The following is a 12,347-nucleotide window of genomic DNA, read 5'->3' on the forward strand; positions in this document are numbered from 1 at the left end:
TCAGGGTTTCAGGCTCATGAGCCAGCTCAGGACGTCAGCCTTTTCGATTGCCGAACATTCACGCCCGACGACGTCCTTGCAGTTTCTGCGGAACCATTTTTCGGTCCGCGCCTTGTCCGTGAACCGTGCCGGATTGAAGGCAGGAGCAAGCGGCTCGATGGTCTTGCTGGTGACCACGTGCCTGCCTTGGCCGGTCGGCGTACTTCCATGACAGGTCGCGCAACCCCAGTCGCGCCCGTGTCGGGACGTGAAGAACTGCTGCCCTCGCGACGGCACGGCGCTTGAGCCTGCCTTAGCCGTATAGCCGTCCAGCAACCGGGCAGACGTTTCGGCGTAGGCACACGCGACGGCTGCAAGCAGCATCGATACAGAAACGCATGGATAACAAAGCGCGCCAATGGAACGGGATATCCGCATCGTGATTCTCCTGGGCGATGCGTTCATGTTCGGGCGGATTCCTTACCGCATTCTTAACGTCCCGGCGTGCGTCAGCCGGAACGATGTCACACAACTGCGCAATCGAATCGACCGCTCGGAGAATCCCGGAAAAGCCTGCTGTAGCGACGCGCTGATACAAACGATTTTCAGCTCGCCAAACACCTGAGGAGAACGGGCCAGTCATACAGATCGACCGGCATCATCGCGGCATCTGCCGGCTCGCCTTTGCGCAGCCAGAGCATAGGCGCATGACGTCGTGTCGATCAGGGTCTTCCCAGTAAAACCGGATATCGACGCCTCGATGAGAATCCACCCGTACCTGTTTCGTCTCATGAATATGACGATCGCGTGCCGACACCGTGTAGCGACCCGCCGGCAAGCGCACGTACAGGAACGGGCCCGTCGTTTGTACGGTGAGAACATGCCGCATACCTTCCAGGATGCTGACATCCACGTCGGACAAATACTCGCCTGTTTTCGACGCGAACGTCATCCTCAGGTTATAGCGGGAAGCCGCCTCGCGGAACGCACCTACTTCGTCTGCACCGATGCCACCCGTTACGTATGTAACCCCGCCGTGCTCAACCGGTGTCAAAGAAGTATCGGCATAAGTACCTGTTACCGTCGCAAGAAGACAAATTGACGCGCACAGCGCGCCGATGATTCTGGTCGGCATGATTCTCTCCGCCCGCGCATGACGTCTTTCAGATCGATTTCCGACCGGATATTCCGCGTGTAACGCGACTGTCGAGGCGCCGTGTGCGAATCTCGTTGAACTCGTGGTCAGGATCCCGCTGTTAGGCACTTCGATCTTGACTCAAATCAATCGATCATTCGACACGGAATCTAGTCTGGTTATCAATCGACTTCGCGTCCCGAAGCCAACGTAGTGCTACGGATTCCGATGATGATTCATACCCGAGCAAGCGCGTATATTGCCTCAGTTTCTCTCGCGCTCCTTACCGCCTACAGTTCGAACGCCGAAGAGCTAGCGCGGATACCTGCGCATTCGCAGCGTTACGGCACCCACATCGGCATTTCCGCGTACGACGACCCGCTACTCAAGGGTGTGACGTGTTTCATTTCCGGACCGGTCTCGAATCGTGATCGACGCAATCTCCATGACCGAAATACCGGAGGCACGGCAACGTCGGTCTCTTGCCATCAAGTCGGACCGCTCTCGACCACGGCACGCGTGCCGCAACAGGCGCAGGTGTTTGACGAATCGATCGATCCGGTTTTCAGATCGATACACATAATTCGGATTCTGGATATTCGGCGTCTCGTTGTGTTGTATTTCTCGTTCGCCAAGAGTGATCTGGCGGGCGATCTGCCCGGACACGTGGACGTCGTCCGGTTGCCCGCAATTTTCGGAAATCAGGATGCGGCAGGCAAGTGAATCGAGCGCCGGTCCGCGGCGAGTCGTCCGACAGCTTGCACAATCATCGCAAGCCATCAACGCACACTGTCCGTGGTGGCGTTAAGCTGTCGCAGAGGTGGCGCGTGCAACATCGTTACCGCGCACGAGCAGGACCGGACAAGTCGATCCGCGCAGGAAGCGTTCCGCGACACTGCCGAGAAAGAGTCGCCGCACACCGTGTCGCCCGTGCGTCCCGATCACGACCAGATCAATTGAGTTGTCCACAACGTAGCGCTGAAGGCGCTCCGGGACATCCTGACCGGCCTCAGTCTCGATGATTTCCCTGTCGCCGCGTAACGCTGCGTTCGAAATCGCCTGAACGGCATCTCGCAACACCGACTCGCCATAGTGCCGGATCTCATTGAGTAATTCGTCAGGCTCCACGCGCCCGCCATATGCGAACAGGGTGGATCTGTCGACGACGAACACGACGAAGAGGCTGGCGCCGCACAATCTGGCCAGCTTGATACCTTCGACAAGCGCCTGTTTCGATGACGGGCTGCCATCCATGGCGATCATGATTTTCGTGTACATGCAAACCTCGCTCAATGACTGAACCCGCTCGCTGCGCCCATCCTCATCATCGACGCTCGCCGGGCCCTTGTGTTGCGCCAGGTCAACGGTTTGAAATCACGTCTAGCGCGACCGAACCGGCATGTTTTCCGAAAGTGTGGTCGGTGGGTACACGACGACGGTTTTTCCGACCTGCAGGCCAGCGAGCACTTGAGCGGCCTCCGTGTTGCGCTGTCCGATCTGAACGATCTGTCGTATCGCCCGTCCGTGATCGACCTCGAACGCGCACCACTGCTCCGCGCACCGGAACAACGCCCCGACCGGTATGCTCAGCACATCCATGCGCTCCCAGATGACGATTCTGCCCTGCACGCGATAACCGTCGCTCAACCGGCCGGGCGGCGTGGTCAGGTCTGCAATCACATGCACGCGCTGTTCTTCCACGCCGAGCGCCGAGATCTTCGTGAACGCGCCAGGCTCGACGACACGCACCCGTGCGCCGATCGGCGCTGCCCCGCCCCAGTCTTCCACGGAAACGCGCATGCCCGGGCTGATCTTGACCGCGTCGGTCGACAGCACGTCGACGACGACTTCGTAGCGCGAAGGATCGGCCAGCAGCATGATCGCGGTGCCTGCGGGCACGACGTGCTCGCTCTTTTCGTCGACACGCAGCAGCACCGCGTCGACCGGAGCACGAACCTTGACGGGCTGCCCTGCCTCGAGTGCCTCGAGATTCGCCACGGCAGCCCGAACTTCGGCGGCTGCGGACTTCTCGCGTGCGGACGCTGCTTCGAGATCGCTCCTGCCAGTTGCCTCGATGGCGCGCAACTGCTCCATGCTTTGCCTGGAGATTGCGCCTGCGTCGACCAGAGTCTGGCCTCGCTCGCGTTCCCGGCGCGCCTGCGCGAGATCGGCACGGGTGTGCTCGACACGCGCCTGCGCCTCGCGCAGTGACGCCTCCGCAGCCTGCACGCGTGCACGCTGCTGGGCGCTTTCGCCGGGGGTCATCGGCACGGGCACAAGCACCGCGATCACGTCTCCGGTTCGCACCCGGTCTCCTTCACGCAGCGTCACGCGCAGCAAGCGGCCCGTGATCGGTGCCGTGACCACGTAGCGATCATGCGCGCGAATTTCGCCATCCTCGTCGATCGTGACCCGGAGCGGACCGGTCGTCACCTTCGCTGTATCGACAGCGGTCGGCGCCGGCCAGAACGCATAGCCGAGCGCGAACGCGACCGCGAGTGCGCCGGACGCGAAGAACAGGAGCGGGCCCTTGCTGGCGCGCGTCATGATTCCCTCGCCTTGAGCACGGCGACGATGTCGAGACTTCCGATCTTCCGTGCCACCAGCCAACCCGACGCTGCCACAGTGCTCGCGGTCATCAGAAATGCCTGCGCGAATGTCGCCGGCTGCACCACGAGCGGCAGGCGATACAGATCCGTTGCAAGCCGATCCGCCAGGAACGCGCATACGCCATAGCCTAGTAAGAGACCGGCCGGCGTCGCAAGCGCGGCGAGGAGGAACTGTTCACCGAGCAGAATCCATGCAACCTCCATGCGCGTGAATCCGAGCACGCGCAGCGACGCCAGCTGCTGCAGGCGCTCCGAATAGGCGATACGCATTCCGTTGAATGCGACACCGAATGCGATGATGCAGGCGAACGTGAAATTGATGGAGGTCGAAAGCCGGACGCTTTCATTCATGATCTTGCGAAAGCTGTCGATCACCGACTGTCGGACGGCCACTGCGTTGACGGCGGGCATGTGCTTGAGCGTGGCGTACAGACGATCGGCCGCGCGCGCGTCGATCTGCAGCCAGGCGCCGGACCAGTTGCCGCCTTCTCCGAGAAGACGCGCGAGAGCCTGCTGGTCCATGTAGGCGCGAACGCCGACCAGTTCTCCGACCCGTCCCGCGAGCATGACCTGCCGCGACTGGCGCTTGCCTTCCAGCACCTCCACGGTGACCCGGTCGCCCGTGTGCACGCCGAGGGTGTCGGCGAGTTGCGACGAAATCACGATGCCGTCCGGCGGCACGCGCATCGGCAGGCTCCGCTCGTCGACCAGTCGATGCATCTGCGCCGCCGGCGCGATCCCGCTCAGCGACAAGCGGCGCGATCGATATCCGGCAGAGATCCGGACGGGGACGTCGCGAAACGGCTCGACGCGCAGCACGCCGGGAAGTCGCTGGAGCGCGTAGATGGCTCGATGGGACAACGGCTGTCCGAATGCGACGGTCACGTCCTGCCGTTCGACGCGCTGAAACTGAACGTCGAACAGATAATCGATTGCGTCGAAGAAGAAGCCGCCCGTTACGAGAATCGCACTTGCACAGGCCATCGCAACACACGACAGCAGCGATTTGAGCGGTTGCCGCGTAATGTTGCGGGCGATCATCCGCCACGTTACGCCGAGATGGCGGTACAGGCCGAACCGTTCAAGCCACCCGGCCGCGAACGCAGGCGGCAGCGGCGCTCGCATTGCCTCCACGGGCATCAGCCCGGCGGCCTTCGTCACACCGGCGGCCGTCCCGACCAGCGCGGTGGCGAAGCTCACGATGGCAGCGAGGATCGCGACATGCGCGTCGACATGGTATTCAAGATGCGCGAATCGGTAGTACCGCGCGTACAGCGCGGTCAGCGACGAGCCCAGCGCCAGACCGGCGGCATAGCCAACGGCGGCCCCCGCCGCGGCGATCAGGCACGCGAACTGAAGGTAATGCAGTGCGACCCGGGCGTTTCCGTATCCGAACGCTTTCATCAGACCGATCTGCGTGCGCTGGGTATCGACCAGCCGGTTCAGGACGTTCTGAAGCAGAAACATGGTTACACAGAAGAAGATGGCCGGAACATAGGTCGCCGTGATCCGGTTCTGCGCGATCTCGTCCGAAATGAACCGGTTCGAAACCTGATCTTCTCGCGTTATCGTGCCGAGCCCGCCGTAGGCAGCCAGCTCGCGATCGACCTGCGCGACAACGCGTGGCACGATCGCACTGCCATCGAGCGATAGCACGAGGTCGTTGAATGCGCCGTCCATCCGGAAGGCGGCCGATACGGCTTCGGTGCCCATCCAGAGCACGCCATAGTGGCGATTGTCGGGAAAGATGGAGCCGGCTCCGGTTTCGTATACGTATTCCGGTGAAATGGCAATGCCGACGATCTGGAGCCGCTTCCAGCGTCCGTTCAGCACGGCACCGATGAGCTGCCCCGTGAGCAGGTGGTTCGCGTCTGCGAACGCGGCGCTGACCAGCACTTCGTCGTCACGGCCTGGCGCGACGTACCGGCCGCGCTGAAGATGCAGTAGATCGAGCGACGGCCCGCCCCGTTCGGGAACCGAGACCACATGGCCGGTAGCCGGTTCGGCGAGCCCAGGCACGTCGAGCGTCACATCGGCAACCACGCGTGCGTCGACTGCGGCAACGCCGGGCAATGCCGCTATTTGCGTCGCGACCGCAAGCGGTGCGCGCTTCAGGTGCACGAACAGGTCGGCGAACCGGTGCGACGCATAGTATTCCTGTTGCGCCCGCAGCAGGACCAAGTACGTGCTGCGCATCGCGACGAACGAGGCCACGCCGCACGCAACGACCAGGACTGCCGCCATCGCCTGGGCGCGCATGCGCCACAGATCGCGCCACGACAGGCGTGTCAAGGTGCTCACCATGTGAGACCCCGGGCATCCGAACGTCGCACATTGCGGTGCTCTTCGACGATCGTGCCGCTACTCATGCGCACGACCCGGTTCGCCATCTCCGCGATAACGGCGTTGTGGGTCACAACTATGGTGAGCGTGCCGAACTCTCGGTTGACCCGCTCCAGCACGTCGAGTACGAGCCGCCCGGTGCGAAAATCCAGCGCGCCCGTCGGTTCGTCGCACAGCAGGACTTCAGGCCGCTTGGCAACCGCTCGAGCTATCGCCACACGCTGCTGCTCGCCACCGGACATTTGCGAAGGAAAGTTCCCGGCCAGCGAATCGATGCCGACCATGCGCAAGGCGTCATCGGGATCGAGCGGATGCTCTGCGATATCGGTCACGAGCGCGACATTCTCGCGAGCAGTCAAGCCGGGTATGAGGTTGTAGAACTGGAACACGAAACCGACGTGCTCACGCCTGAACCGGGTAAGTTCGCGCTCGGTTGCGGTTGAAAGACGATGGTCGCGGTAATTGATGATGCCGCTCGTCGGCGTGTCGAGTCCGCCCATCAAGTTAAGCAGTGTCGATTTGCCGCTACCCGACGTACCGAGCAGCACCACGAACTCGCCAGCTTCGAGTTCGAGCGTGACGTCCTTGAGCGCATGGACGCTGACGCTTCCCATCGGATAGATCTTGCTGACTGCCTGGATGGAAAGGACAGTCTCCATTGCGCACTCCAGACGAAAGCTTGCGAGTGCAGATCACGTTAGCGATTCACCCGGCTCGCCGATTGATCTGTGTCAACGGCCAACTCCACGATCATCCCGTCCGCCCGTGCTCGCACTCGAAGCATGCGATCGCCGGGAAAGCCGATTGTCGCGTCACGGGAGCTCGGGCAATGTCGACCACGATCCTTGTCCGAGATCAAATGGCGCCGGCCTCGCGTACCTAGAGTCGAATCGGACGAGCATCGTCGATGCGGCGCTCCGGCACGAACGGACGCGCCGAAGGAACGATGCATCCGGCGCCAGCTTCGGTACATGCATGGTACCGTTGGCCGACGTCGGCGTTCCGAATTCGCCTCCGGATCGATTCAGGCCGGCGATCAAACGGCAGGCGCCGTGACAGCAAGGAAGAAGGCCATGACCGTATCTCTGCCGCCCCAGGCGCTTGCGACGCTGCGCGATTCCGCAGCGAAGGTCGCGTCGCTGCTCAAGGCACTCGCACATCGCGACCGCCTGCTCCTGCTGTGCCAGCTCGCGGAAGGCGAGCGCAACGTGCAGGAACTCGAGCATCGCGTGGGCGTTCATCAGCCCAGTCTTTCCCAGCATCTCGGCGTGCTGCGTGCGGAATCGATCGTGTCGGCGCGACGCAACGGGAAGTACGTCTACTACCGCCTCGCCGACGATGAGATCAGACAAATCATGAAGACCTTGTCGATGCTTCATCACGTCGCCCCTGCAAAGCGGCTTCACTAACAGCGTCGGCGTCCGTCGATGCCGGGCCTTCACGTCGGCGAATCCCGGCCGAATGCAAGCGTTCGTGCGCAGCACCGTCGCGCGTCTGGCGCGAATGAACCGCCGGGAATCGGCCGTTGATCTGCATCAAGCCCCCATTGCCGGCCCGATCCACTATTGACTTCACGACATGGGTGGGGTGATTGGCGGAAGCCGACAACGCCCGTGCAATCGGGCAGCCGTGCATGACAGGATCTCCGGCAGGCAACGGCGACGTGTTTTACCCGCGATGCCCGAAACGGCCAGTCATCCGGACGAACGCGTTTGCCGAGGCCCCTATGCAGGTAAAGCGCTGGACCATTGCAGTGATGCTTGCCCGTGCGGAGTGCGCTGTTTCGCGCGTCGCCGTGCGAACCGGCCTCGGGTGGCCGATCGTGTTTGCCTGCTCGATCGCACTGCCGCCGCAATGGGCCCATGCGCAGTCGCTCGCTACGCTCGTCGTCGCGCAGACGACACAGTTCGACGAGTTCGTTTCCGAAGCCGTGATCGAATCGGCCAGGCAAACGACCGTCGCCGCGCAGGTCGCCGGCCGCATCACTGCGATTCAGGTCAAGGCGGGCGATCACGTCGACACCGGACAAATTCTCGTCACGGTCGACCAACGCGCAACCGATCAACAACTCGCCGCGGTTCGTGCGCAGGTCGGCGCGGCACTGGCAGAAGCCCACGTCGCGCAGCGCGAGATGGAGCGCACCAAGTATCTGTTCGACCGACAGTACGTCAGCCAGGCGGCACTAGATCGCGCCAGCGCGCGCTACAAGGCAGCGGCGGCGATCGCAAACGCGCGGCAGGCGGATGCACGCGCGGCCGCGGTCGAGCCGACATTGCGCAAGATCGGCGCTCCCTATCCGGCCGTGATCGCCAGCGTCAACGTCGAAATCGGATCGATGGCGATGCCGGGGATGCCCCTGCTCACGCTGTTCGACCCCGTCGCGCTGCGCGCCGTGGCCACCGTACCGCAATCGCGCCTACCGGCGCTGCACGAGCGTGCCCCCGTCCGGATCGAACTGCCCGACCTGCCCGGCTCGACGCAATGGCAGACGGCGACGGCCGTCACGGTCCTGCCGCTCACCGACCCGCAAAGCGATGCGGCCCAGGTGCGCCTGGGCCTGCCGGCATCGGCCGGCGACATTCGGCCGGGCATGTTTGCCCGCGCGTACTTTCCAATAGGCGATGCGCACCGGCGGCTGCTCGTTCCGCTATCCGCAGTTGTTCACCGTACCGAAGTGACCGCGGTCTATGTCGTCGGAAGCGATGGCCGCGTCGCGCTGCGACAGGTACGCGTCGGCAAGGCATTCGCCGGCCAGGTCGAAATCCTGGCCGGCCTGTCGCCGGGCGAGCGGATCGCACTGGACCCGCTTGCGGCGGCCGCTCGACAGTGATGCCGGGATGGAATCCATGCCATGAGCACGCCTCGTCTCGGTCTGTCCGGCAGAATCGCCGCTTTCTTCCTGCAACACCGGATCACTCCGCTGGTTGCGCTGGTGGCGCTCCTGCTCGGCGTGTTCGCGATGGTCACGACGCCTCGCGAAGAAGAGCCGCAGATCAACGTTACGATGGCCAACGTGCTCGTGCCGTTTCCCGGCGCGAGCGCGCACGACGTCGAGCAGATGGTGGCCGGGCCCGCCGAGCAAGTGCTGTCGCAGATCAACGGCATCGAGCACGTCATGTCGGTCTCGCGGCCGGGGCTTGCGGTGCTGACGGTTCAGTTCAAGGTCGGTGTGCCGCGTACCGAGGCGCTGGTCAGGCTGTACGACACCGTGTTCTCGAACCAGGACTGGCTGCCGCGAAATCTTGGCGTGCTGCCCCCGCTGATCAAGCCGAAAGGCATCGACGACGTGCCGATCGTCGTGCTCACGCTCTACGGCACGCGGCCCGATGCCAATGCATTCGATCTCGAGCGCGTCGGTCATTCGATCGAGGCCGAACTCAAGCGCGTGCCCGGCACGCGGGAAGTCACGACGATGGGCGGGCCGCAACGCGCCGTCAACGTGCTGCTCGATCCCGCCCGCATGCGCGCCGCGCGGGTCACGATCGACGATCTGCGCCGCGTACTCGCCACCGCCAATGCGGGTGCGTCGGTCGGCGATCTCGTGCGTGACAATCGTGCGATCCATGTCGAAAGCGGCCCAGTACTCGCCGATGCGCGCGACGTCGGCAACGTGATCGTGGCCGTACATGACGGCCACCCCGTATCCGTCGACGACGTGGCCGATGTGCGCGACGGCGCGCCCGCGCCCACCCGCTATGTGTGGGAGGGTCTTGCCGGCGCGCATCCGGCCGAATACCCGGCCATCTCCGTCACGGTGACCAAGAAGCCGGGCGAAAACGCGGTCGCCGTCGCGGCAAACGTGCTGAAGCGAGTCGACACGTTGCGAAACACCGTTATCCCGGGCGATGTGAGAATCGAAGTCGCGCGCGACTACGGTGTCACCGCCAACGCGAAAGCACTGAAGCTGATCGAGAAGCTCGCCTTCGCCACCACATCGGTCGTTGTGCTGGTGCTCGTCGCGCTCGGCTGGCGCGAGGCGCTCGTGGTCGGTCTCGCGGTCGTCCTGACGCTCACCGCCACGCTGTTCGCATCGTGGGCATGGGGCTTCACGCTGAATCGCGTCTCGTTGTTCGCATTGATTCTCGCGATCGGCATTCTCGTCGACGATGCAATCGTCGTCGTCGAAAACATTCATCGCCACCATCTGCTCGAGCCGGAAGCGCCCGTCGCGTCGGTCATCCCACGCGCGGTCGACGAGGTCGGCGGCCCCACGATACTCGCGACACTGACCGTGATCGCGGCGCTATTGCCGATGGCATTCGTCACAGGTCTCATGGGGCCGTACATGAGCCCGATACCGATCAACGCGAGCATGGGAATGGCGATCTCGCTGTCGGTCGCCTTCGTGGTGACGCCGTGGCTGTCACGCATCTGGCTGGCGCAAGTACGGCCCAATGCGAAAGGCGGCTTGCATGCGAAGCTCGAACCGCTGTTTGGCAGGATCTTCGCGCCGTTCCTCGACGATGCGGCTGGCGCGCGGCACCGCAACCTGCTGTGGCTGGCCATTGCCGGTGCGATCGCGCTTTCGCTCACGTTGCCGGTGTTCCAGTGGGTCGTGCTGAAGATGCTGCCGTTCGACAACAAGTCCGAGTTCCAGGTCGTTGTCGACATGCCGGCCGGCACGCCGCTCGAACGGACCGCGGCAGTCCTGCACGAAATGGGCGCGTACCTTGCGAGCGTCCCGGAAGTGTCCACCTACCAGGCGTACGCAGGCCTGTCGGCCCCGATCAATTTCAATGGCCTCGTCCGCCAGTACTATTTGCGGGCAGGCGGCAACGTGGGCGATATCCAGGTCAATCTGGTCGGCCAGTCCGGGCGCCGGCAGCAAAGCCACGCGATCGCGACCGCCGTGAGACCGGCGCTCGAGCGCATCGCCGAGCGCAGCGGTGCACGCGTGAAAGTGGTCGAAGTGCCGCCGGGGCCGCCCGTGCTTGCGCCCATCGTCGCCGAGGTATACGGCACCGGGACAGACGAACGAAACCGCGTGGCACGCGAGGTTCGTCGTGTCTTCTCGACGACGCGCGGTGTCGTGGACGTCGACGACAGCACGGTTGCCGCGGCCCCGCAACGCGATTTCGATCTCGACCGCCGCAAGGCCGGCCTGCGCGGCGTCTCGCAGGCTGACGTCGCCAGCACGCTCAAAGCGGGGCTGACCGGCAACGACGTGACCTACCTGCACGACGGCAGCAAATACCCGGCTGCCGTTCGGCTCGTGTTGCCTGCCACGCTCGAAGGCGATGCGTCGGCGCTGCTGGCGCTGGCGGTCCGCGGCAGCGACGGCCAGTTGATTCCGCTGTCGGAACTCGTACGCGAACGGAGCAGCCGGATCGAACAGCCGATCTACCACAAGGATCTGCTGCCCGTCACCTATGTCGTCGGCGACATGGCCGGCAGGATCGACAGTCCGCTGTACGGGATGTTCGAGATGCGCGACCGCCTGTCGAAGCTCGCGACGCCCGGTGGCAGTCCGCTCGGCGAATGGTTCATCCGGCAGCCCGACGACCCGTACCGCTCGTTCGCGATCAAATGGGACGGCGAATGGCAGGTGACGTACGAAACCTTCCGGGACATGGGCATCGCATATGCGGTCGGACTCGTGCTGATCTATCTGCTCGTCGTCGCGGAATTCGGCTCGTACCTGACACCGCTGATCATCATGGCGCCGATCCCGCTGACGATCATCGGCGTGATGCCTGGACACGCGCTGCTCGGCGCGCAGTTCACTGCGACGTCGATGATCGGAATGATCGCGCTCGCCGGAATCATCGTGCGCAACTCCATCCTGCTCGTCGACTTCGTGAACCTTCAGGTCGCCGATGGCGTTCCCTTCAAGGATGCCATCGTGCGATCGGCGGCGACACGCGCGCAGCCCATCCTGCTCACCGCATTCGCCGCGATGATCGGCGCGTTCTTCATCCTTGACGACCCGATCTTCAACGGCCTGGCGGTATCGCTGATCTTCGGGATCCTGGTATCGACGCTGCTGACGCTCGTCGTCATCCCGTTGCTCTACTACACCGCCTACCGGCAGCGCCCTCTCGCTGTCCATCGTTGAGGAGACGATCATGACATCCTGGCAAATCACGCGAATCGTCGCGGGCATGTTGATCCTGGTTTCATTGGCCATCGGCGCGTCCGCCAGCCCGTTGTACGAGAGCAGCTGGTGGCTCTGGTTGACCGCCTTCGTCGGGGCGAACCTGTTGCAGAGCGGCTTCACGCAATGGTGTCCGATGGAAATCTTCATGCGCAAGCTCGGCGTGAAGGGCGGCGCCTGAGCGCTG

At 63.6% G+C, this 12,347-nt stretch carries 11 protein-coding genes; 5 read left to right on the top strand and 6 right to left on the bottom strand.

All coding sequences use genetic code 11. The features are described from left to right. Complete coding sequence (locus tag DPV74_RS09470; RefSeq protein ID WP_111017229.1) at positions 1 to 417, bottom strand: DUF1924 domain-containing protein; 417 nt, start codon at positions 415 to 417, stop codon at positions 1 to 3. Positions 418 to 637: 220 nt separating this feature from the next. Beyond that, positions 638 to 1,114: a hypothetical protein gene (locus tag DPV74_RS09475; protein ID WP_091925788.1), complete on the bottom strand. Its 477-nt coding sequence runs from the start codon at positions 1,112 to 1,114 to the stop codon at positions 638 to 640. Positions 1,115 to 1,345: 231 nt separating this feature from the next. On the opposite strand from DPV74_RS09475, the gene DPV74_RS09480 reads away from it, so the two are divergent. After that, positions 1,346 to 1,837, top strand: coding sequence for a CreA family protein (locus DPV74_RS09480; RefSeq protein ID WP_091925838.1), 492 nt, complete (start codon positions 1,346 to 1,348; stop codon positions 1,835 to 1,837). An 81-nt stretch (positions 1,838 to 1,918) separates the two neighbouring features. Here DPV74_RS09480 and DPV74_RS09485 read toward each other — a convergent pair whose 3' ends face one another. The 4 genes from DPV74_RS09485 to DPV74_RS09500 form a co-directional block, all read right to left on the bottom strand. Further along, positions 1,919 to 2,392: a universal stress protein gene (locus tag DPV74_RS09485; protein ID WP_091925785.1), complete on the bottom strand. Its 474-nt coding sequence runs from the start codon at positions 2,390 to 2,392 to the stop codon at positions 1,919 to 1,921. Between the two features lie 102 nt (positions 2,393 to 2,494). Beyond that, positions 2,495 to 3,661, bottom strand: coding sequence for an efflux RND transporter periplasmic adaptor subunit (locus DPV74_RS09490; RefSeq protein ID WP_119337056.1), 1,167 nt, complete (start codon positions 3,659 to 3,661; stop codon positions 2,495 to 2,497). Next, a complete protein-coding gene (locus tag DPV74_RS09495; RefSeq protein WP_119337057.1) occupies positions 3,658 to 6,027 on the bottom strand; it encodes an ABC transporter permease in 2,370 nt (789 codons plus the stop codon). Before DPV74_RS09495 ends, DPV74_RS09490 begins: the two co-directional genes overlap by 4 nt. Next, on the bottom strand, positions 6,021 to 6,725 hold the full coding sequence (locus DPV74_RS09500) for an ABC transporter ATP-binding protein (RefSeq protein WP_119337058.1): 705 nt from the start codon (positions 6,723 to 6,725) through the stop codon (positions 6,021 to 6,023). The genes DPV74_RS09495 and DPV74_RS09500 overlap by 7 nt, the downstream gene beginning before the upstream one ends. Before the next feature lie 414 nt (positions 6,726 to 7,139). On the opposite strand from DPV74_RS09500, the gene DPV74_RS09505 reads away from it, so the two are divergent. From DPV74_RS09505 to DPV74_RS09520, 4 genes are all read left to right on the top strand, one after another. Continuing rightward, complete coding sequence (locus DPV74_RS09505; RefSeq protein ID WP_091925774.1) at positions 7,140 to 7,475, top strand: metalloregulator ArsR/SmtB family transcription factor; 336 nt, start codon at positions 7,140 to 7,142, stop codon at positions 7,473 to 7,475. Positions 7,476 to 7,657: 182 nt separating this feature from the next. Next, the gene (locus DPV74_RS09510) at positions 7,658 to 8,896 is read left to right on the top strand and encodes an efflux RND transporter periplasmic adaptor subunit (protein WP_240439949.1); all 1,239 of its coding nucleotides are present in this window, start codon (positions 7,658 to 7,660) and stop codon (positions 8,894 to 8,896) included. 21 nt (positions 8,897 to 8,917) lie between these two features. Next, positions 8,918 to 12,121: an efflux RND transporter permease subunit gene (locus DPV74_RS09515; RefSeq protein WP_091925771.1), complete on the top strand. Its 3,204-nt coding sequence runs from the start codon at positions 8,918 to 8,920 to the stop codon at positions 12,119 to 12,121. Positions 12,122 to 12,131: 10 nt separating this feature from the next. Next, positions 12,132 to 12,341 (top strand): DUF2892 domain-containing protein, encoded by a 210-nt coding sequence (locus DPV74_RS09520; RefSeq protein ID WP_091925768.1) that lies wholly within the window; start codon positions 12,132 to 12,134, stop codon positions 12,339 to 12,341. Positions 12,342 to 12,347: the final 6 nt, after the last annotated feature.

Origin of the sequence: Burkholderia sp. HAN2018, assembly GCF_024704855.1 — a bacterium.
In the GTDB taxonomy this organism is placed as follows: Bacteria; Pseudomonadota; Gammaproteobacteria; order Burkholderiales; family Burkholderiaceae; genus Burkholderia; species Burkholderia cepacia.